We start from the raw sequence: 21,099 nt of genomic DNA on the forward strand, positions 1-21,099 counted from the left end.
GCGAGAGTTTCCGTGGGTCCGACGGCCGTCGCTCGTTCGTCGCCGGTCGGGTCATGGGCCGTGGCGCGTGGTCCGAAGGCGGTTGGTGGACCGACTGCGGGTTGATTCGCGCCCTCTAGGACGGAGGTTCCGGGGGGTCGGTTCACTCTTCTTCACAGAAAATTCTCATCTCAGGGGGCTTGTACGTTCATGGGTCTGACCAGTTCCGCAGTCCTGGCCTCGGCGATCGTGGTGGCGGTGCTGTTGTTCGCGGGGACCGTCCGGTTCTGGCCGCGGCTGGCCGGACGCGGCCCGCGCGCGGGCGCCGGACGGGTCGGTGTGCTGCTGGTGACTCAGCTGGCGCTGTTCGCGGCGGTGGGCCTCGCGGCGAACAACGCGTTCCTCTTCTACGGATCCTGGGCCGACCTCTTCGGCCGGGAACAGAAGCTCGGGGTCGTGGTCGACCATTCGGCCGGGGGCGAGCGGATCAAGGTGGTGAAGGAGCTGCGGCTCGACGTGCCGGGCGGATCACGGCCCGAGAGGGGCGGGCGGATCCAGAAGGTCGTGGTGGCGGGCGAGAAGTCGCGGATCGACAGCCCGGCGTATGTCTATCTGCCACCCGAGTACTTCCAGGCGGAGTACGCGAAGAGCACCTTCCCCGCCGCGGTCGTGCTGACCGGCTATCCGGGCACGGCGGAGAACCTGATCAAGGGGCTGCGGTATCCGAGCACGGCGTACCGGCTGGTGAAGGAGGGGAGGATGCGGCCGATGATCCTGGTCATGCTGCGGCCGACGGTCGCGCCGCCGAGGGACACGGAGTGCGTGGACATTCCGGGTGGGCCGCAGACCGAGACCTTCTTCGCGCGGGATCTGCCCAAGGCGGTCTCGGGGACGTACCGGGTCGGCGCCGAACCGCGGAACTGGGGGTTCATCGGCAATTCGACCGGCGGCTACTGCGCGCTGAAGATCGCTCTGCACCATCCGGACCGGTTCTCCGCGGGCGCCGGGCTCTCGGCGTACTACCAGGCCGCCGACGACCTGACGACCGGCGATCTCTTCCACGGTGACGAGGCGGCGCGGAAACGCGCCGATCTGCTGTGGAGCCTCGACCATCTGCCGCAGGGGAAGTCGTCCTTCCTGGTCACCAGTTCCAGATCGGGGGAGGGCAACCTGAAGCCGACCCTGCGCTTCATCGACAAGGTGAGGCCGCCCGCGCGCGTCTCGTCGATCATGCTGGACAGCGGTGGTCACAACTTCACCACCTGGCGGCGGGAGATCCCGCCCACGCTGGTCTGGATGAGCGGCCGGCTCAGCGCTACGTGACGGGTCCGGCGCCTCCGGTGGTGTCGGCGGCTCCGGTGTCCCCGGTGGCGTCGGCCGTCCCCGTGGCGTCGGCGGCTCCGGCCGACGTGACCGATGCGACAGTCGCGGCCGGTGGGACCGTGGCGATCGACTCCAGTTCGACCTCGGTACGGGAGATGTCCTGGGCGTCCGCGTCGATCGACCGCCGCAGCGCCTCGTGCAGCTTCGCCGGGGTCAGCACGCCGAGGAAGTGCCCCGTCTCCTCCTCGTCGATCACGGCGATCCACCCCGCGTCGTGCTGGAGCATGGTCGCGAACGCCTGCTTGAGGGATGCGCCGAGCGGCAGCCAGGCGTCCATCCGGCGCGCGTGCTCCCGTACGGCGCCCTTGGCGCGGGCGTTCTCCGCCGAGATCCAGCCGTGCAGATTCTCCTCGCGGTCCAGGACGACGGCCCAGCGCGCTCCGAGTTCCCTGGGCAGCGCGTCATCGAGGTGGACGACGGGCGGCTGCTCCAGGTCGCTCTCCTCGATGGGCGTCACCGAGAGCCGCTTGAGGCCCCGGTCCGCGCCGACGAAGTCCGCGACGTACGGCGTCGCCGGTGTGCCGAGCACGGCCGCCGGCGCGTCGAACTGCTCGATCCGGCCCTGCCCGTAGACGGCGATACGGTCCCCGAGGCGTACGGCCTCCTCGATGTCGTGGGTCACGAAGAGGACGGTCTTGCGGACCTGGGACTGGAGCTTGAGGAACTCGTTCTGGAGGTGCTCGCGCACCACCGGGTCGACCGCGCCGAAGGGCTCGTCCATCAGCAGGACGGGCGGATCGGCCGCGAGCGCGCGGGCCACGCCGACGCGCTGCCGCTGCCCTCCGGAGAGCTGCTCGGGGTAGCGGTCGCCGTAGACCCTCGGGTCCAGGCCGACCAGATCCAGGAGCTCGGCGGCACGGGCCCGCGCCTTGGAGCGCTGCCAGCCGAGGAGGTGGGGGACGGTCGCCGTGTTGTCGAGGACCGTCTTGTGCGGGAAGAGGCCGACCTGCTGGATGACATAGCCGATACGGCGGCGCAGCCGGACCGGGTCGACGGAGGATATGTCCTCTCCGTCCACGAAAATCCGGCCGCTGCTGGGCTCGATCAGCCGGTTGACCATCTTCATGGTGGTGGTCTTGCCGCAGCCGGACGGTCCGACGAGCGTGACCAGTTCGCCCTCGGCGACCTCGAACGACAGATCGTCCACGGCTGTCGTCCCGTCCGGATACCGCTTGGTGACATGCTCGAAACGGATCATGGTTCCCCATTGTGACGGGTGCTGTGTGAAGGCCATGTTGCCGCCGTGTGGCGGTCCTCCGCGATTGTCAGTGCTCAGCGTTAGGGTCACCAGACATACGTTCGGCATGCGGCCGGCGCGCGGATCGATCGCCTTCCTGAGACGATCCGGGTGCGGTGGGCATGGGTTCCGCGTGGGTGGGGAGGTGGGGAGGCATGAGTGTGCGACTGGCCGCGCAGAGCTGTCTGGCGGCCAATGACTGGATCTGCGGCGAGTACCTCCGCACGCGCGGTGAGGAGTTGACCGACGCGACCGTCCAGCATGTGTGGATCACCGTGCTCTCGGTGCTGATCGGTCTCGCCGTGGCGTTTCCGCTGGCGCTGCTCGCACGGGCGAAGCCCGCCTTCGCCGGCCCCGTGCTCGGTCTCACGACCCTGCTCTACACGATTCCGTCGCTGGCGATGTTCTCGCTGCTGCTGCCGGTCTTCGGACTCTCGGCGGCGCTGGTCGTGACGGGTCTGGTGCTGTACTCGCTCACCATTCTCGTACGGAACATCATGGCCGGTCTCGAAGCGGTGCCCGCCGAGGCGCGGGAAGCGGCGCGCGGCATGGGATACGGGCCGGGGCGGCTGCTCTGGGAGGTCGAACTGCCACTGGCGCTGCCCGCGCTGATGGCGGGCCTGCGCATAGCCACCGTCTCGACCGTCGCCCTGACGACGGTCGGCGCGCTCGTCGGCAAGGGCGGGCTCGGCAATCTCATCGACGACGGGGTGCAGACCACCTTCAAGGCGCAGGTGCTGACGGCGTCCGTGCTCTGTGTGCTGCTCGCGGTGGTCGCCGATCTGCTGCTGCTCGGTTTGCAGCGACTGCTGACCCCCTGGACCCGCGTACACAGGGCCGCTCAGGAGCACGCGGTCAAGGGGGCGAACTGATGGGGGTGCTGGCGGACGCCTGGACCTGGCTCACCACCGGATCCAACTGGTCGGGGGAGAGCGGTGTCTGGCACCGGCTGGGCGAGCACATCTACGTCAGCGGGGTGGCGCTCGGGCTGGCCTGCGCGATAGCCCTGCCGATCGCGTTCTGGCTGGGGCATCTGGGCAAGGGGGGCGCGCTCGCGGTCAACATCTCCAACGCGGGCCGGGCGATACCGGTGTTCGCCGTGCTCGCGCTCTTCATGCTCACCCCCCTCAGAAGCGCGGGTTACGCTCCGACGATCATCGCCCTGGTGCTGTTCGCCGTGCCGCCGCTGCTCACCAACGCGTATGTGGGGATGCGGGAGGTGGACCGTGCGGTGGTGGAGGCGGCGCGGGGGATGGGGATGTCGGGTCCGCAGCTCTTCCTCCGGGTCGAACTGCCGCTGGCCTACCCGCTGCTGATGACGGGGCTGCGCTCGGCCGCGGTGCAGGTCGTCGCCACGGCCACCATCGCGTCGATGGTGGGGCAGGGCGGCCTCGGCCGGATCATCACCGCAGGGTTCAATACGTACAACACCCCGCAGGTCGTGGCGGGCGCACTGCTGGCGGCGCTGCTCGCGCTGGCGGTGGAGGGGGTGCTGGTGGCGGCGGACCGGCTGATCGACCCGCGCCGCAGGTCCCTTCAGCCCGTGACGCGTACGACGGCGGTCTGACCGTGTCCCGCCCCAGGCGAACTCCTGCCCCGTGAAATCCGGCTCCCCCTTCGAAACCGCAGAACGGCAGTACCGCAGAACCCTAGAACCCCAGAACCGTCGGCCGTTTCCGGAATGGCAAGCTCCACAAGTCCGGGATGGTGAACCACGGAACCGGAAAACCCCGAAACCCAGAACCCCGCAACCGCGCAACTGTCACAACCACGCGGTCGTACAACTGCCATAACCGCACAATCCCGAAAGCCCCGACCCTCAAACGCCGGAGCCCGTCAACCTCGGAACCCGGCGACCTCGGTACCTCGCAACCTCGCAGCCCTGAAAAATCCGAACTGTTGAACGGAGTACGAGTCATGAACAAGCCCTCGCGAATCGCGGGAGCGGTACTCGCCGCGCTGACCCTCGCGGGTTCCCTCGCCGCGTGCGGTGGCGGCGACAGCCTCGAAAAATCGGAGAACGGATCCGGATCAGGCGGCGGTTCGGGCGGAAAGGGCTCACTCGTCATAGGCTCCGCGTCCTTCACCGAGTCCAAGGTGCTCGCCGAGCTGTACGCGCAGATCCTGGCCGACGCCGGTTATAAGACCTCCGTGACGACGGTGAAGAACCGCGAGCTGTACGAGCCCTCGCTGGAGAAGGGCGAGATCGACGTCGTACCCGAATACGCGGCGACGCTCGCCGAATTCCTCAACGCGAAGGCGAACGGGCCCAAGGCCCCCGACGAGAAGCCCGTCGCCTCCTCCGATGTGACCGCCACCGTCGCCGCGCTGACGCGGCTCGCGGAGCCGCGCGGGCTGAAGGTGCTCCCGGCGGGCGAGGCCGTCGATCAGAACGCGTTCGCCGTCAGCAGGGAATTCGCCGAGAAGAACAACCTCAAGACCCTTTCCGATCTTGGTAAGTCGAAGCTCAAGGTCAAGATCGCGGCGGGCGACGAGTGCGAGGTGCGACCCTTCTGCGCGCCGGGGTTGAAGAAGACGTACGGTATTGATGTCACGGGCATCGACCCCAAGGGCGTCGGCACCCCGCAGTCCAAGCAGGCGGTCAGGGACGGCACCGATCAACTGGTGCTGACCACGACCACCGACGCCGTCATCGACGGGCTTGTCTTCCTCGACGACGACAAGAAGCTCCAGAACGCGGACAACGTCCTGCCGGTGGTCAATGCCAAGGACGCGGGAAGCGCGGAGATAGCCGCCGCGCTCGACAAGGTGACCAAGGCCCTGACCACGGAGGACCTGGCGGAGTTGAACCGCAAGGTGGACTCGGAGCGGGCCAAGCCCGAGGACGCGGCCAAGGCGTATCTGGAGTCCAAGGGCCTTCTGAAGAAGTAGTCGACGGGCGGCCCCGGGGCCCCTGAGGCCCCGGGTTTCCCTTCGGTATCAGAGCGGAAGTGGCGGTGAGGAAACCGGGGAGGGACGGTCCGCCGTTCTCGCCCGCTTGTTTTCCGGCTTACCGGAACGTTATTTGCCGACCCGACATCCCATTCGGCGGCGGCACACGGTAAATTTCCCACCATGCCCCGTGGACGCCACCGCCATTCCCCTCCCCTGCACAGGCTGCTGCCGCCTTCGGTGGTCGCCGGAGCGTCGGTACTGAGTGCCGCCGGCGCGTGGTTTCTCTCGGAACCGGCCTTGCTCCGAACCCTGACCGCGGCCGCCGCGGCCGCGGCGGTCAGCGGCGCCTTTCTGATGCGCAGTTGGGACCGGTCCGCCGGACGCGCGGTCGCCGACCTCACCAGGGGACGTGCCAGCGACGCCTGGCAGGCGGAGGAGCGCATAGCCGAACTGGAGACGGACGTCGAGGAGTCGCGCGAGCTGCGCGCCAAGCTCGACGCGAAGCTCCGTTCCAAGCGGGTCGAACTGGCCGCGCTCCGTGGTGAGCACGCCGAACTGCTGCGCCGGTACGCCACCGCCGAGACCGAGCGGGCCAGCGCCCTCGAAGGCCGCCGCCGGCTCGCGATCGAGGTCTCCTCGCCCAAGGCGCTGCTGCCGACCGGGGCGACGCCCCCCTCCGCGTACCTCCGTGCCGCAAAGGCACTGGACGACCTCGCGCGCAACGCCGCCGAGCAGAAGGCCAGGCGTATGGCCGAGGAGGCACGCAGGCTGGAACTCGCGGAGCGGGCGGCCGACGAGGAATCGGCCGCGGAGGAGGCCGCGGAACTGGCCGCGCGGACGGCCGCCCGAGCGGCCGCGAAGACGGGCACGGACATCGACGCGGACAAGAACGCCAACATGGACGCGAACATGGACGCGAACATGGACGTTGCCGTGGACACGGCCGCCCGGACGCCGGAGCCTCGGCGCGGGCATGCGGCGGGCGCGGAGGACGAGCAGCACACCCGCCCGACGACCGCCGTCCCCGTCAGGCGCGCCGCCTCGGTCGCCGCGGCGATCGTGCCGTACGGACAGCGCCGCCGGCCCGGGCCCGGCAAGCGTCGTCCCGAGGGCGGCTTCGACTTCTTCGGCGCGCACCACGGGCACCCGGCCGACGTCACGGCAGCGGGGACGGGCGCGCAGAGGGCGATCGAGGGCGGTGCCGCGGAAACCAAGGCCATTGAGACCGCGGCGGTCGAGGCGAGGGCGATCGAGAGCAGGGCCGTCGAGGCGAGGGCGATCGAGGCCGCGCACAAGGAAGATCTCGCCGATGTGGTGGGCGAGGAGGCGCTGGCCGAGGAACTGGGCGCGACCGGGGGCGCCACGCACGAGCCCGGTGATGTCATCGATCTGACCGTGCACGACGAGACGGAGAAGCTCGACCTGGGCCGCCTGCGGAACGCCGTCAGCACCTGACGGCCCGTCCGCGCCGGCTCCTGACGATGCGGCCCCGGCTTCTGACGATCCGGGGCGGCTCCTGACGGTCCGGCCCGGTCCTGACGGTCCGGCCCGGCTTCTGGACGATTGGGCCCGGCTTCTGACGGTCCGGCCCGGCTTCCGACGATGCGGGCCCGCCGCGAGCGCCCGTGCCCCTGGCCGCCCGGCGGCCTGCCGGGCGCTCGCTACTTGTCGATGTCGCCGACGACGAAGAACAGCGACCCCAGGATCGCCACCATGTCGGCGACCTGGGTGCCCGGCAGCAGCTCGGTGAGGGCCTGGATGTTGTTGTACGACGCCGAGCGGAGCTTCAGCCGGTACGGGGTCTTCTCCCCCTTGGACACCAGGTAGTACCCGTTGATCCCGAGCGGGTTCTCCGTCCAGGCGTAGGTGTGCCCCTCCGGGGCCTTGAGCACCTTGGGCAGCCGCTGGTTGATCGGACCGGGGGCCAGCTCCGCGATCCGGTCGAGGCAGGCGTCCGCCAGGTCCAGCGAGTTGCGCGTCTGGTCCAGCAGCACCTCGAACCGGGCGAGACAGTCACCGTCGGCGCGGGTGACCACCCTGAGCGTGTCCGCCAGCTCCCCGTACGCCAGATACGGCTCGTCCCGCCGCAGATCGAAGTCCACGCCCGACGCGCGGGCGATGGGTCCGCTCACCCCGTACGCGTGCACCGCGTCCGCCGACAGCACGCCGACACCGCGGGTCCGCCCCCGGAAGATCTCGTTCCCGAGCACCAGCCGGTCGTACACGTCCATCCGCGAACGCACCTCGGCGACGGCGTGCCGCACCCGCCCCGGCCAGCCCGCCGGAAGGTCCTCCTTGAGGCCGCCGACCCGGTTGAACATGTAGTGCATCCGGCCGCCGGAGATCTCCTCCATGACGCTCTGGAGTTCCTCGCGCTCACGGAAGGCGTGGAAGACGGGGGTGATCCCGCCGAGTTCGAGAGGGTACGACCCGAGGAACATCAGATGGTTCAGTACCCGGTTCAGCTCCGCGAGCAGTGTCCGGGTCCACACCGCGCGCTCGGGGACCTCCATGCCGAGCATCCGCTCCACGGCCATGACGACGCCCAGCTCGTTCGAGAACGCGGAGAGCCAGTCGTGCCGGTTCGCCAGCATCACGATCTGCCGGTAGTCACGGGCCTCGAAGAGCTTCTCCGCGCCGCGGTGCATATAGCCGATGACGGGTTCGGCGTGCTGGATGACCTCGCCGTCGAGGACGAGCCGCAGCCGGAGGACACCATGGGTGGAGGGATGCTGGGGCCCGATGTTGAGGACCATGTCGGTCCGCTCGGCGGCCCCGCCGACGCTGAAGGTGGTCTCCGTCATCCCCCCAGTATCCCTGCCCCGCGCCCTGCCTCGCCCGTGCCCAGGGGCTGGCCCGTGCTCCGCCTCACCCTCGCCCGTGCCCCGCCTCGCCCGCGCCCAGGGGCCGACCCTGCCTCGTCCGTGCCCCGCCTCGCCCTCGCCCTCGCCCTCGCCCCGCCCGTGCCCAGGGGCCGACCCCGCCTACCCGACCCTCTCCTGGAGCCAGAGGAAGTCACCGAGCCCACCGCCCCGACCCAGCAGTTCCCCCGCTTCCCCCACCGCGGACAGCGCTCGCACATACCCGACGGGGTCCGACGACGCCATCGCCGGCGGCGGGCGCTCGGCCGAGACCCCCAGCGCGCGGAGAGCGTCCCGCTGGGTCGTCAGAACCCCCCGGCCCCCCGCGCACGCGTCCATCGCCACATGCGACGTGAGATCGCAGCTCCCGTCCGGCACCGCCCGGACCTCGCGGCCGGCGCGAAAGCCGGTCAGCGTGCCGAAGAGCGGCCGGGCCTGAGCCGTATGCCCGTAGTCCACCGCCACCGCCAGCCCCGCCCGGAGCGTCGAGACCGCCGCGGCCCACGCCTCGTCGCGCGGACGGCCGATCTCCGCGCGGGCGCCGGGCTCGCCCAGGGGCCACCACCGCTCCAGCCACTCCGCGTCCGCGCCGACCACGGGCGGACCGAGGCGTTCCGTGCCGTCGGGACGGACGAGAACCAGCCGTGGCACCCCGTCCGCGTCGGCCTCCGCGACATCGGCCGGCACATTGTCGAGCCACTCGTTCGCGAAGAGCAGCCCGGTGACCCCGGCGGGCGGCGCGGACAGCCAGACGATGCGCGGATCCAGCCCCTCGGGACGGGGTGCCCGCTCGACCGCGTACGCGCGTACCGGGAACCCCCGTGGCAGGGCCGCCAGCACACCCGTCAACAGCTCGCCCCGCCCCGCCCCCATATCGACGAACGCGTGTCCGTCCTCGCACGCGCCCAGTGCCTCGGCCGTCTCCAGGAACAGCCGCGCCACCGCCGAGGCGAAGAGGGGCGAAGCATGCACGGACGTGCGGAAATGTCCGGCCGGGCCCTCGGGGCGCAGATAGAAGCCTCCCGGCCCGTACAGCGCGGCCTCCGCCGCGTCCCGCCAGGTCAGCCAAGCGTCTCGCGTGTCCGTCTCGTCCGTCACGCCCATCAGTCTCCACCTTGCGGAGTACGCCTCCGCTGTTCGGATCGCTCTGGCGGTTGACCCCTGCACCGTGGAAGCTTCCCTACTCTGGGTTACGTGCAGCGTCTCTATGACTTCCTCCGCAACCACCCCACGGGTGTCGACAGCTTCTGGGCTGTCGTGCTTCTGGCGTTCTCCGTCATGGGTGTGGCGACGAACCGGTACGACGAGCCCGAGTGGGCCGCCGTCCTGGTCGTCCTCGGGCTGAGTCTGGTCGTGGCGCTGCGCCGCCGGATGCCGGAGAAGATGCTGATCCTCGCCGCGCTGCTGGGCGTGGCCCAGCTGGCACTGGACATTCCGGTCCTGCCGGGCGATTTCGCGATGATGGTGATCATCTACACGGTCGCCGCGCAGTCCGCGTCCCGCTGGGCGTCCCGGCTGGCCCTGGTCGGCGGGCTCTGCGCGGCGGCGCTCTCGCAGATCCGCTGGCCGGAGCAGGGCACGAACACCCTCGGCAGGATCTTCTTCGCGATCATCCTGACCGTGCCGTTCGCCCTCGCCTGGACGCTCGGAGACTCGATACGCACGCGCCGGGCGTACTTCCTGCAACTGGAGGAGCGGGCGGCCCGGCTGGAGAAGGAGCGTGAGGCGCAGTCGAAGGTGGCGGTCGCCGCCGAGCGCGCCAGGATCGCCCGTGAGCTGCACGATGTCGTCGCACACAACGTCTCGGTGATGGTGGTGCAGGCCGATGGCGCGGCCTATGTGCTCGACGCGGCCCCCGACCAGGCCAAGCAGGCGCTGCAGACCATCTCCACGACCGGCCGCCAGGCGCTCGCGGAGATGCGGCGGCTGCTGGGCGTGCTGCGGACGGGGGACGACCCGGAGAGCGGGGAGTACGTTCCGCAGCCCGACGTCCAGCAGATCGAGGAACTCGTCGAGCAGGTGCGGAGGTCGGGTGTGACCGTGGACTTCAAGATCGAGGGAACGCCGAGGCAGCTGCCGAGCGGCGTCGAGCTGACCGCGTACCGGATCGTCCAGGAGGCGCTGACCAACTCGCGCAAGCACGGCGGTCCCGAGGTCGGCGCCAGTGTGCGGCTCGTCTACTTCGACGACGGGCTCGGTCTGCTGGTCGAGGACGACGGGCGCGGCGCGGCGCACGAGCTGTACGAGGACGGCGGCGCGGACGGCCAGGGCCATGGGCTCATCGGGATGCGTGAGCGCGTCGGTATGGTCGGCGGCACGCTGGACGCGGGGCCGAGGCCCGGAGGCGGCTTCCGCATCAGTGCCCTGCTCCCGCTGAAACCCGCCTGACCGGGTCCCGGCGACCCGCCCGGTTCTCAGTCGCTCCCCAGCCACGACAGAGTCAGCCGACTCAGGCAACACAGACAGTTCAGAGACAGTTCAGAGACAGCGCAGACAGCGCAGACAGCGCAGACAGCCAGAGACAGAATGAGGATCCTGCCGATATGTCCATCCGTGTGATGCTCGTCGACGATCAGGTGCTGCTGCGTACCGGGTTCCGGATGGTGCTCGCCGCCCAGCCGGACATGGAAGTCGTCGCGGAGGCGGGCGACGGCGCGGAGGCGATCGAGACCCTGCGTTCCACGGCGGTCGACGTGGTGCTGATGGACGTGCGAATGCCGAGGCTGGACGGGGTCGAGGCGACCCGGCGGATCTGTGCCGCCCCGAATCCGCCGAAGGTCCTGATCCTGACCACCTTCGACCTCGACGAGTACGCCTTCTCCGGGCTGAAGGCCGGGGCCAGCGGCTTCATGCTCAAGGACGTGCCGCCCGCCGAACTGCTCGGCGCGATCCGTTCGGTGCACAGCGGGGACGCGGTCGTCGCCCCGTCGACGACGCGACGCCTGCTGGACCGCTTCTCGCCGATGCTGCCGAGCAGCGGAGTCGAGCCGGGGCAGAAGGAGCTGACACGGCTCACCGACCGCGAACGCGAGGTGATGCTGCTCGTCGCCCAGGGGCTGTCGAACGGCGAGATCGCGGCCCGGCTCGTCCTGTCCGAGGCCACGGTGAAGACCCATGTGGGCCGGATCCTCACCAAGCTGAATCTGCGGGACCGGGTGCAGGTGGTGGTGCTGGCGTACGAGACGGGTCTGGTGCGCGCGGGCGGTGGCGGAAACTCTCCTTTGTAGGGTCGTCCGCATGCTTCTGTGGATCAACGGCCCCTTCGGGGGCGGCAAGACCCAGACCGCGTACGAACTGAACCGGCGGCTGACCGGCAGCTTCGTCAGTGACCCCGAGCGCGTCGGCTTTGGGCTGCACGGGATGACCCCACGGGCCCTGCGCGACGACTTCCAGGACCTGCCCGCCTGGCGGCAGGGGGTGTTCGAGGCGCTCGATCTGACGCTGCGGGAGTACGAGGGCGTGGTGATCGCGCCGATGACGGTCGTGGAGCCCGCGTACTTCGAGGAGACGGTGGGGCGGCTGCGGGAAGCGGGGCACGAGGTCCGTCACTTCTCGCTGCTCGCGGAGCGCGAGACGGTGCTGCGGCGGCTGAGGGAGCGCGGGCTGGGGTTCGGCCTCAAGACGGAGAGCTTCGCCGTGAGGCGGCTGGACCTCTGCCTCGACCGGCTGAGGGATCCCCTCTTCGGCGAGCACATCCACACCGACCGGCTGAGCGTGCCGCGGGTGGCGGACCGTATCGCGGCGTCGGCGGGGCTGAGCCTGAGACCGAACACGGACGGGCCGCTACGGCACCGGCTGCGCAAGGCGTGGACGGGGATCAAACACGTGCGCGTCGTCTGAGCGAACTCCCCCGGCCCCGCCCTGCTCCCCCCGGCCTGACCCTGCTCCCCCCGGCCTGACCCTGCTCCCCCCGGCCTGACCCTGCTCCCTCCGGCCCGGCCCTGCTCCCTCCGGCCCGGCCCTGCTCCCTCCGGTCCGGCCCCCTGCTCCCTCCGGTCCGGGTCCGGCTCATTCGCGCCGCTCGCGCCCGCTCACGCCCGCTCGCGTCCCTTCGCGCCCGTTCGGGCTCTTCACCGCAGGACGATCTCCAGGAAGTCGCTGCCCAGCCGGGCCACGGCGGTGACGTCGAGCTGGTGCAGCACATACCGGCCACGGCGGCGGGTGGTGAGCAGCCCCGCCTTCTTCAGCACGGCGAGATGACGGGAGACCTCGGGCGCGGTGATGCCGTGCGCGTCCGCCAGCTCGCTCGTCGTGAAAGGCGTACGGGCGAGATTGCGGCACAGCCGCATCCGCATGGGGTGGGCGAGCGCCTCCATGCGCAGCTTCAGCTGTTCGACGGGCGCGGCGGAGCCGGCCGGCGAGGGCGAACCGATGGGGTAGTGGATGACCGGTCGCCATCCCGGCGCGTACAGCACCATCAGATGCGGCCAGCCATAGCTGGACGGTATGAGGGTGAGCCCCGCGCCCACGGCCGGATCGACGGCGGTCGTCCGTCCCTCGGAGAGCTTGTCGGCGGTGATACGGGAGCGGTCGTCGTCCAGCGTGAGCGCGGGGGAGACGGCCTGGAGGGCCTCGGCGAGGCCCCTGCGACGCAGCAGTTCGGTCTTGTGCCGGGCGTCGGCGGCGAGCTGGGGCGCGACCCTGGCCCATGTATCGGCGAAGAACGCCTCCTGACAGTCTTCGAAGAGCCTGCGCAGCCACGCGCGTACGGAGGCGGGGTCGTTCAGCAGCCGCCTGGTGATCTCCAGCACCTCGGGGCCGCGCGTGGCGGCGATCCCGAGCGCCCGGTCGCGCTGGACGGGGTCGTGGAGGGCGGCCCGCCCGCCCGCGTAGGCGCTCACGCAGGTGAAGTCCAGGGCGGCGGAGACGAACCGCTCGTCGTCGAGCCGGTCCAGGAGGTCCAGCTCATCGGCGAGGGTGGCTCCCGTCCGGCCGCCGGCCTCCGCGGAGGTGAGCCCGGCGAACGGCATGAACACATCCGAGAACGTGGTCCGCCACAGGAACTCCGCCTCGTGCAGCCGGTCCGCCAGATCCGGCTTCAGCCCGGCGGCCGTGGCGGTCGCCCAGCCGTGCAGGCCGGGGTGGTGCCCCGGCTCGGCGAGCGCGTGCAGGGCCACCCCCAGCTCGGCGAGGGGAGAGACGTCGAAGGCGATGCGCTCCTGGGGGAGTCCGCTGATGTCGATGGTCACGCTCACGTGTCCCATGGTGCGGGTTCCGGTACGGAGGCGTGGAACCGGTTGACGGGCCTCGTCAATCGGCGTCACGGCCGCTCCCGCGCGGGCGCGGTGTGACGGTCGTGAACGCGAGAGTCGACTTCGCCGAGCGTCCGACCGACGGGTCGGCGGTCCGGTGGTCCGGTGGTCCGGTGGGCGGTCCGCACACAAGCGCGGACGGCTCTCGACCGTGCCCTGCGAGGCCCGCGCCTGTGAGGCCCGCGACTGCGGGGCCGTCTGCGAGCCGCCGCCCGCTAGCTCTCCACTCCCCTCATGAACCCCGCCACCGCCTCCTTCACATCGGCGGCAGTCCACTGAAGGCCCGGTGAGGCCACCGTCACCTCCGCGAACGAGACTCCGGGCGGGCAGCCCATGGACGACCAGCCGCGGAAGAGAGTCACCCGAGTGTCCTCCGCCTGTCTCAGCGACGCCCTGTCCAGAATGTCCGCCGGATACGGGAGGTGGACGAAGAACTCGTGGGTGTGGGGAACCTCCGGATGCACACGGAACCAGGGGGCGGAGGAGTCGCGGAGGGCGTCGGCCAGGGCGGCGGCGACCACCTTCGCGTGGGCGACGTACGACGGGAGCCGGGGCAGCTCGCGCTCCAGGCCGAGGAGCGCCGAAAGAGCGGCCGGGAACTGCTGGAAGAGCAACCCGCCGTACCGGTGGCGCCAGGCGCGGGCCTCCGCGATCAGATCCTCGGGCCCTGCCAGGGCCGCGCCCGAGAGGCCGCCGAGGGACTTGTAGAACGACACGTACACGCTGTCCGCGAGTGTCGTGATCTCGGGCAGCGAGCGCCCGAAGTGCGACGGGCACTCCCACAGCCGAGCCCCGTCGAAGTGCACCACCGCGTCCCGCTCGCGCGCCGCGTCCACCACCGCCACCAGCTCGTCCCAGGTCGGCAGCACGAACCCCGCGTCCCGCAGCGGCAGTTCCAGCATCAAGGAGCCGAAGGGCTCCTCGAAGCCCCGGATCTCGTCGGCCGTGGGCAACCGGGGCTCGGTCGTCGGACGGACCGTGCGCAGGCCGCTCACCGCACCGAACGCGCCCCGCTCATGCACCTCCGGATGGGCCAGGGGATGCAGCGCCACCGTCGCGTTCCCCGTGCGCCCCGCCCAGCATCGCAGCGCCACCTGCTGGGCCATCGTCCCGGTCGGGAAGAACAGGGCCGACGGGAAGCCCAGCAGCGCCGCGGTCCGCCGCTCCAGTTCCTCCACCACCCCGTTCCCGTAGAAATCCGCCGACTCCGAGAGGTCGTGGACCGCCCCGGCGTCCGCTGCCAGGGCCGTCAGCCGGTCGGCCATGGACCGATCGCCCGCGCTGCGCCACAGCACCCGATCCGACGCCGCCCACGCCGCCCGCAACCGCCTCCGCAGATCCTCCTGCGATTTCCCCGCCCCCAATGCCTCCCTCGCCTCCGCTGCCTCCCCTGCCTCCAATGCCCCTCCCGCCTCCACTCCCTCCGCGCAGCCGGTTTCACCGTCTGCCGCGCCGTCCGCTTCCCGTGCTTCCTCGGCCATGCCGGCCATGCCGAAACCCCCTTTCCTCGCGCGTCGTTCCCCTCCGTGACCGCCACTCCCCGATCACCGTCTCAGCCGCCACCTGGCCACTACCCCAGCCACCGCCCGGCCACCACTCGATCATTCCCGGCACTCCATTTCGCCGTCCACGCCTGTGGATAACTTGCCTGTGGACAGCGGGAGGGGCTCCAGCGGCGCTGGCGTAGCATGACGGAACATCGTCCGGTACCCACCGCGGACTGGAACGGAAGGCCCCACCGCGTGAATGCCACAGCACCACCAGAGTCGCTCGACCCGCGCGACCGCCCCGCCCGTCTGACCGTCGGCGTCGTCGGCGCCGGCCGGGTCGGACCGGTGCTCGCGGCGTCGCTCCAGCTCGCCGGGCACCGGCCCGTGGCGGTCTCCGGTGTCTCGGACGCGTCCGTGCGCAGAGCGGCCGAGCTGCTGCCCGATGTGCCGGTCGTCCCGCCCATCGAAGTCCTCGCCCGTGCCGAGCTGGTCCTGCTGACCGTCCCCGACGACGCGCTGCCCAAGCTGGTGGACGGACTCGTCGAGACCGGCGCCGTACGGCCGGGACAGCTGCTGGCGCACACCTCGGGCCGGTACGGCACACAGGTGCTGGACCCGGCCACGCGCGCGGGCGCGCTGCCGCTCGCGCTGCACCCCGCGATGACGTTCACCGGGACCAGCGTGGACATCCAGCGGCTCGCCGGATGCTCGTTCGGCGTGACCGCGCCCGAGGCGCTGCGGCTCGCCGCCGAAGCCCTGGTGATCGAGATGGGCGGTGAGCCCGAGTGGATCGAGGAAGAGGCGCGCCCGCTCTATCACGCCGCCCTCGCCCTCGGCGCGAACCACCTGGTCACCCTGGTGGCCCAGTCGATGGAGCTGCTGCGCACGGCAGGGGTCGCCGCCCCCGACCGTATGCTCGGCCCCCTGCTCGGCGCGGCCCTGGACAACGCGCTGCGTTCGGGTGACGCGGCCCTCACCGGCCCCGTCGCCCGTGGCGACGCCGGCACCGTCGCGGCGCACATCGCCGAGCTGCGTAAGCACGCGCCGGCCGCGGTCGCCGGCTATCTCGCCATGGCCCGCTCCACCGCCGACCGAGCCCTCGCGCATGGTCTGCTCAAGCCCGAGCTGGCCGAAGACCTGCTCGGCGTCCTCGCGGAAGGCGATCAGCGATGACCCTCGGACAGCGGCTGAGCGAGCGCGCCCCGTCCACAGCCCCCGAACCCGTGGCGGATCCCCACAGGGCCCCCGACGCCGACGCCTCCCCAGCCGCCCGTACCCCCGGCGACCCAGGCGACCCCCGAGACTCCGCCGAACCACGTACCCCAGGCACCCCACCCGCGTCCGGTTCCTCCGCGTCCCGCTCTTTCGCGTCCCGTTCCTCCGCGTCCGGCGTCGAGCTCGTCCCGACCCTCGACGACCTGGAGTACTCCCTCGACCACTTCGCCGTCCCCGGCCGCACCGCCGTCGTCATGACCATGGGCGCCCTCCACGAGGGCCACGCGACGCTCATCCGCGCGGCCCGCGAGCGCGTCGGCCGCAAGGGCTTCGTCATCGTCACCGTCTTCGTCAACCCGCTCCAGTTCGGCGCGGGAGAGGACCTCGACCGCTACCCCCGTACCCTCGACGCCGATCTCGCCACCGCACAGGCCGCGGGCGCCGACATCGTCTTCGCGCCCGCCGCCGAAGAGATCTACCCGGACGGACGGCCACAGGTCCGCATCGCCGCGGGCCCCATGGGCGAGCGCCTCGAAGGCGCCACCCGGCCCGGCCACTTCGACGGCATGCTCACCGTCGTCGCCAAGCTGCTCCACCTCACCCGCCCCGACTTCGCGCTGTACGGACAGAAGGACGCGCAGCAACTCGCGCTGATCCGCCGGATGGTCCGTGAACTGGACTTCCCTGTGGAGATCATCGGCGTGGAGACCGTCCGCGAGGACGACGGCCTCGCCCTGTCCAGCCGTAACCGCTTCCTCTCGCCCGCCGAGCGGGCCACCGCGCTCTCCCTGTCCCGCGCCCTGTTCGCGGCCCATGACCGCCTCGCCGCCCAGCAGGCGCTGCTGGCCAGGGCGGAGGCCGTCCCCGGCACCCGTGCCCGCGCCGAGGCGCTCTCCGCGATGGGCGAGGCCCGCGCCGCCGCCGACGCGGCCGCCGTCGCACAGGCGGCCCCGGGCGGGGCCCCGGCCGTCAAGGCAGCGGCCCGTGCCGTACTCGAAGAGGCCGCCCGCGCCACCCCGCCGATCGCCCTCGACTACCTCGCGCTCGTCGACCCGGCCACCTTCACCGAGGTCCCCGACGACCACCAGGGCGACGCGATCCTCGCGGTCGCCGCCAAGGTCGGCACGACCCGCCTGATCGACAACATCCCCCTCAGACTGGGAGCCCCCTCGTGACCGCCGCGCCCCGGCCCACCGGCATACGGCTGGACGCCCCCGCGCCCGGCTGGGACATCACCGCCGACGTCGTCGTGGTCGGCTCCGGCGTCGCGGGCCTGACCACCGCGCTCCGCTGCGCCGCCGCCGGGCTCTCCACGGTCGTGGTCACCAAGGCCCGCCTCGACGACGGCTCCACCCGCTGGGCCCAGGGCGGCATCGCCGCCGCGCTCGGCGAGGGCGACACGCCCGAACAGCACCTGGGCGACACCCTCGTCGCGGGCGCGGGCCTCTGCGACGAGGAGGCCGTACGCCTCCTCGTCACCGAAGGCCCCGGCGCGGTGCATCGGCTGATCGCGACCGGCGCGCAGTTCGACACCTCCGCCAGCGGCGAGATAGAGCTGACGCGCGAAGGCGGCCACCACCGTCGCCGCATCGCCCACGCGGGCGGCGACGCGACGGGCGTCGAGATCTCCCGCGCACTCGTCGAAGCGGTCCACGACGCGGGCCCCCGAACCATCCGTACGATCGAGAACGCCCTGGTCCTGGACCTGCTCACGGACGCCGAAGGCCGTACGGCGGGTGTCAGCCTCCATGTCATGGGCGAGGGCCAGCACGACGGCGTCGGAGCGGTCCACGCCCCGGCCGTCGTCCTCGCCACCGGCGGCATGGGCCAGGTCTTCTCCGCCACCACCAACCCGGCCGTCTCCACCGGCGACGGCGTGGCGCTCGCGCTCCGCGCCGGAGCGGAGATCTCGGACCTCGAATTCGTCCAGTTCCACCCGACGGTCCTCTTCCTGGGCACCGATTCGGAGGGCCAGCAGCCGCTCGTCTCCGAGGCCGTGCGGGGAGAGGGCGCCCATCTCGTCGACGCGGCCGGCGTCCGTTTCATGCTCGGAGAGCACGAGCTGGCCGAGCTGGCCCCCCGCGACATCGTCGCCAAGGCCATCATGCGCCGCATGCGGGAGCAGGACGCGGACCACATGTATCTGGACGCCCGCCACTTCGGCGAGGAGATGTGGCGGCAGCGCTTCCCCACGATCCTGGCGGCATGCCGGAGCCACGGCATCGACCCGGTCACCGACCCGGTCCCGGTGGCGCCCGCCGCGCACTACGCCTCCGGCGGCGTACGGACCGATCTGCACGGCCGCACCACGGTCCCCGGCCTGTACGCGTGCGGAGAGGTCGCCTGCACGGGGGTGCACGGCGCCAACCGGCTGGCCTCCAACTCCCTCCTGGAGGGTCTCGTCTTCGCCGAGCGGATCGCCGCCGACGTCGCCACGCTCGCCCGCGCCCCACGCGTCCCGCACGCCCCACGCATCCCGCACGCCCCACAGCCCGCGGGCGGCCCCACGGCCCCGGCGACCCCCTCCCTCCTGCCGCTGATCGCTCCCGAGTCCCGCGCCGTGATCCAGCGGATCATGTCGCACGGAGCGGGCGTCCTGCGCTCCGCGGCGAGCCTCGAAGAGGCCGCCAGGGCGCTGGACGAGGTCCATCGCGCGGCGGCCGGGGGAGACAGCCGCGCGAAGGCCGCCGAGCCCGGCGTCGAGTCCTGGGAGACCTCCAACCTCCTCTGCGTCGCGAGGGTGCTGACCGCGTCCGCGCTGGCACGTGAGGAGACCCGGGGCTGCCACTGGCGCGAGGACCGCCCCGACCGCGACGACGCGACATGGAGCCGCCACCTGGTGGTGCGCCTCGCACCCGACCGCTCCCTCGTCGTCCACCGCACCGAGAGCACCGCCTTCCCGCCGACAGCCCCTAGGGAGTCCCTGCCGTGAGCACGCCCGAAGAACGTCCGCAACCCGTGGACGTACCCCTGATCCAGATCGGAGCACCGGCCCCCGAGGCCGGCGGCTGCGGCGACGGCTGCGGCTGCGGGGGTGAGGACGAGGTGTACGAGTGCGGACTCGACCCCGCGCTCGCCGCGCTGCTCGCGGACGCCGGCCTCGACCCCGTACAGGTCGAGGACATCGCCCATCTCGCACTCGCCGAGGACCTCGACGGCGGTACGGATGTGACGAGCGCGGCGACCGTCCCCGCGGACGCGGTCGCGACCGGGGACTTCACCGCCCGCGAGGCCGGTACGGTCGCGGGGCTCCAGATCGCCGAGGCGGTCCTCTCCGTCGTCGCCACGGAGGAGTTCGAGGTCGTACGGCACGTCGAGGACGGCGACCGCGTCGAAGCGGGCCAGAAGCTGCTGTCGGTCACCACCGGCACCCGCGAACTGCTCACGGGCGAGCGCAGCGCGCTCAACCTCCTGTGCCGCCTCTCCGGCATCGCGACCGCCACGCGCGCGTGGGCGGACATCCTCGACGGCACGAAGGCGAAGGTCCGCGACACCCGCAAGACGACGCCCGGCCTGCGCGCCCTGGAGAAGTACGCGGTGCGGTGCGGCGGCGGCGTCAACCACCGTATGTCCCTCTCCGACGCGGCCCTGGTCAAGGACAATCACGTGATCGCGGCGGGCGGCGTCGCGGCGGCCTTCAAGGCGGTACGGGACGCGTACCCCGGCCTTCCCGTCGAGGTCGAGGTCGACACCCTGCACCAGGTGCGCGAAGTGCTCGACGCGGGCGCGGATCTGATCCTGCTGGACAACTTCACGCCCGCCGAGACGGAGGAGGCCGTCGCGATCGTCCACGGCCGCGCGATCCTCGAATCCTCCGGCCGCCTCAGCCTCGACAACGCGCGGGCGTACGCGGAGACGGGCGTCGACTTCCTCGCGGTGGGGGCCCTCACCCACTCCTCCCGCATCCTCGACATCGGACTCGACCTGCGTGAGGCGGACGTCTGATGCTGCTCACCATCGACGTCGGCAACACGCACACGGTCCTCGGCCTCTTCGACGGCGACGAGATCGTCGAACACTGGCGCATCTCCACCGACTCCCGCCGCACCGCGGACGAACTGGCCGTCCTCCTCCAGGGCCTGATGGGCATGCACCCGCTCCTCGGCGTGGAACTGGGCGACGGCATCGAGGGCATCGCCATCTGCTCCACGGTCCCCTCCGTCCTCCACGAACTCCGCGAGGTCACCCGCCGCTACTACGGCGACGTCCCGGCGGTCCTCGTCGAACCCGGCATCAAGACCGGTGTGCCGATCCTCATGGACAACCCCAAGGAGGTCGGCGCGGACCGCATCATCAACGCGGTCGCGGCGGTCGATCTCTACGGCGGGCCCGCGATCGTCGTCGACTTCGGCACGGCGACGACCTTCGACGCGGTGAGCACGCGCGGCGAGTACGCGGGCGGGGTCATCGCGCCCGGCATCGAGATCTCCGTCGAAGCGCTCGGCGTCAAGGGCGCGCAGCTCCGCAAGATCGAGCTGGCCCGCCCGCGCAGTGTGATCGGCAAGAACACGGTCGAGGCGATGCAGTCCGGCATCGTCTACGGCTTCGCGGGCCAGGTCGACGGCGTCGTCCAGCGCATGAAGCGGGAGCTGGCGCCGGAGGAGCCGGAGGAGGTGACGGTGATCGCGACGGGCGGGCTCGCCCCGATGGTCCTCGGAGAGTCCTCGCAGATCGACGAACACGAGCCTTGGCTGACCCTCATCGGCCTCCGACTCGTCTACGAACGCAACATCGCCCGCATGTAGCCCCCAGCACCCCTGCCCCCGGCCTCCTGCCCCTCCGGCCCT

Annotated in this window: 17 protein-coding genes and 1 pseudogene; 13 read left to right on the forward strand and 5 right to left on the reverse strand. The window is 71.5% G+C overall.

Annotation, left to right across the window (positions count from 1 at the left end; translation table 11 throughout):
• The first annotated feature begins 189 nt into the window (after positions 1-189).
• On the forward strand, positions 190-1,302 hold the full coding sequence (locus tag ACWEFL_RS17430) for an alpha/beta hydrolase (protein WP_451712951.1): 1,113 nt from the start codon (positions 190-192) through the stop codon (positions 1,300-1,302).
• 115 nt (positions 1,303-1,417) lie between these two features.
• Here ACWEFL_RS17430 and ACWEFL_RS17435 read toward each other — a convergent pair.
• Positions 1,418-2,560: pseudogene (locus ACWEFL_RS17435) on the reverse strand (ABC transporter ATP-binding protein); the annotation flags it as partial.
• A 194-nt stretch (positions 2,561-2,754) separates the two neighbouring features.
• On the opposite strand from ACWEFL_RS17435, the gene ACWEFL_RS17440 reads away from it, so the two are divergent.
• The 4 genes from ACWEFL_RS17440 to ACWEFL_RS17455 all read left to right on the forward strand — a co-directional run bounded on the left by ACWEFL_RS17440 (position 2,755) and on the right by ACWEFL_RS17455 (position 6,949).
• The gene (locus ACWEFL_RS17440) at positions 2,755-3,471 is read left to right on the forward strand and encodes an ABC transporter permease (RefSeq protein ID WP_451712954.1); all 717 of its coding nucleotides are present in this window, start codon (positions 2,755-2,757) and stop codon (positions 3,469-3,471) included.
• Entirely contained in the window at positions 3,471-4,166 is a 696-nt protein-coding gene (locus ACWEFL_RS17445) for an ABC transporter permease (protein ID WP_451712957.1), read from the forward strand. The genes ACWEFL_RS17440 and ACWEFL_RS17445 overlap by 1 nt, the downstream gene beginning before the upstream one ends.
• A gap of 350 nt (positions 4,167-4,516) precedes the next feature.
• Complete coding sequence (locus tag ACWEFL_RS17450) at positions 4,517-5,491, forward strand: ABC transporter substrate-binding protein (RefSeq protein ID WP_451712960.1); 975 nt, start codon at positions 4,517-4,519, stop codon at positions 5,489-5,491.
• 183 nt (positions 5,492-5,674) lie between these two features.
• Complete coding sequence (locus ACWEFL_RS17455) at positions 5,675-6,949, forward strand: hypothetical protein (protein ID WP_451712963.1); 1,275 nt, start codon at positions 5,675-5,677, stop codon at positions 6,947-6,949.
• A gap of 206 nt (positions 6,950-7,155) precedes the next feature.
• Here ACWEFL_RS17455 and ACWEFL_RS17460 read toward each other — a convergent pair whose 3' ends face one another.
• Positions 7,156-8,298, reverse strand: a complete 1,143-nt coding sequence (locus ACWEFL_RS17460; RefSeq protein ID WP_451712966.1) for an NADH-quinone oxidoreductase subunit D — start codon at positions 8,296-8,298, stop codon at positions 7,156-7,158.
• A 180-nt stretch (positions 8,299-8,478) separates the two neighbouring features.
• On the reverse strand, positions 8,479-9,459 hold the full coding sequence (locus tag ACWEFL_RS17465) for an SAM-dependent methyltransferase (RefSeq protein WP_451712969.1): 981 nt from the start codon (positions 9,457-9,459) through the stop codon (positions 8,479-8,481).
• 90 nt (positions 9,460-9,549) lie between these two features.
• On the opposite strand from ACWEFL_RS17465, the gene ACWEFL_RS17470 reads away from it, so the two are divergent.
• From ACWEFL_RS17470 to ACWEFL_RS17480, 3 genes are all read left to right on the forward strand, one after another.
• A complete protein-coding gene (locus tag ACWEFL_RS17470) occupies positions 9,550-10,743 on the forward strand; it encodes a sensor histidine kinase (protein ID WP_451712972.1) in 1,194 nt (397 codons plus the stop codon).
• A gap of 155 nt (positions 10,744-10,898) precedes the next feature.
• Positions 10,899-11,582 (forward strand): response regulator, encoded by a 684-nt coding sequence (locus ACWEFL_RS17475; protein ID WP_451712973.1) that lies wholly within the window; start codon positions 10,899-10,901, stop codon positions 11,580-11,582.
• A 10-nt stretch (positions 11,583-11,592) separates the two neighbouring features.
• Positions 11,593-12,195, forward strand: coding sequence for an AAA family ATPase (locus tag ACWEFL_RS17480; RefSeq protein WP_451712976.1), 603 nt, complete (start codon positions 11,593-11,595; stop codon positions 12,193-12,195).
• A 230-nt stretch (positions 12,196-12,425) separates the two neighbouring features.
• Here ACWEFL_RS17480 and ACWEFL_RS17485 read toward each other — a convergent pair whose 3' ends face one another.
• Both ACWEFL_RS17485 and ACWEFL_RS17490 read right to left on the reverse strand, forming a co-directional pair.
• Complete coding sequence (locus tag ACWEFL_RS17485) at positions 12,426-13,544, reverse strand: DUF5937 family protein (protein ID WP_451713050.1); 1,119 nt, start codon at positions 13,542-13,544, stop codon at positions 12,426-12,428.
• Positions 13,545-13,822: 278 nt separating this feature from the next.
• The gene (locus tag ACWEFL_RS17490; RefSeq protein WP_451713053.1) at positions 13,823-15,088 is read right to left on the reverse strand and encodes a threonine aldolase family protein; all 1,266 of its coding nucleotides are present in this window, start codon (positions 15,086-15,088) and stop codon (positions 13,823-13,825) included.
• Between the two features lie 261 nt (positions 15,089-15,349).
• Here ACWEFL_RS17490 and ACWEFL_RS17495 point away from each other — a divergent pair, with 261 nt between their 5' ends.
• From ACWEFL_RS17495 to ACWEFL_RS17515, 5 genes are read left to right on the forward strand one after another with little or no spacing between them, the layout of a single operon-like run.
• Positions 15,350-16,270: a Rossmann-like and DUF2520 domain-containing protein gene (locus ACWEFL_RS17495; protein WP_451712978.1), complete on the forward strand. Its 921-nt coding sequence runs from the start codon at positions 15,350-15,352 to the stop codon at positions 16,268-16,270.
• Positions 16,267-17,487 (forward strand): pantoate--beta-alanine ligase, encoded by a 1,221-nt coding sequence (gene panC / locus ACWEFL_RS17500; protein WP_451712981.1) that lies wholly within the window; start codon positions 16,267-16,269, stop codon positions 17,485-17,487. Before ACWEFL_RS17495 ends, panC begins: the two co-directional genes overlap by 4 nt.
• A complete protein-coding gene (locus ACWEFL_RS17505) occupies positions 17,484-19,244 on the forward strand; it encodes an L-aspartate oxidase (protein ID WP_451712984.1) in 1,761 nt (586 codons plus the stop codon). The genes panC and ACWEFL_RS17505 overlap by 4 nt, the downstream gene beginning before the upstream one ends.
• Positions 19,241-20,257 (forward strand): carboxylating nicotinate-nucleotide diphosphorylase, encoded by a 1,017-nt coding sequence (gene nadC, locus ACWEFL_RS17510; RefSeq protein ID WP_451712986.1) that lies wholly within the window; start codon positions 19,241-19,243, stop codon positions 20,255-20,257. The genes ACWEFL_RS17505 and nadC overlap by 4 nt, the downstream gene beginning before the upstream one ends.
• Positions 20,257-21,057, forward strand: coding sequence for a type III pantothenate kinase (locus ACWEFL_RS17515; protein ID WP_451712989.1), 801 nt, complete (start codon positions 20,257-20,259; stop codon positions 21,055-21,057). The genes nadC and ACWEFL_RS17515 overlap by 1 nt, the downstream gene beginning before the upstream one ends.
• Positions 21,058-21,099: the final 42 nt, after the last annotated feature.

The sequence above is a fragment of the Streptomyces sp. NPDC004838 genome, assembly GCF_053600955.1.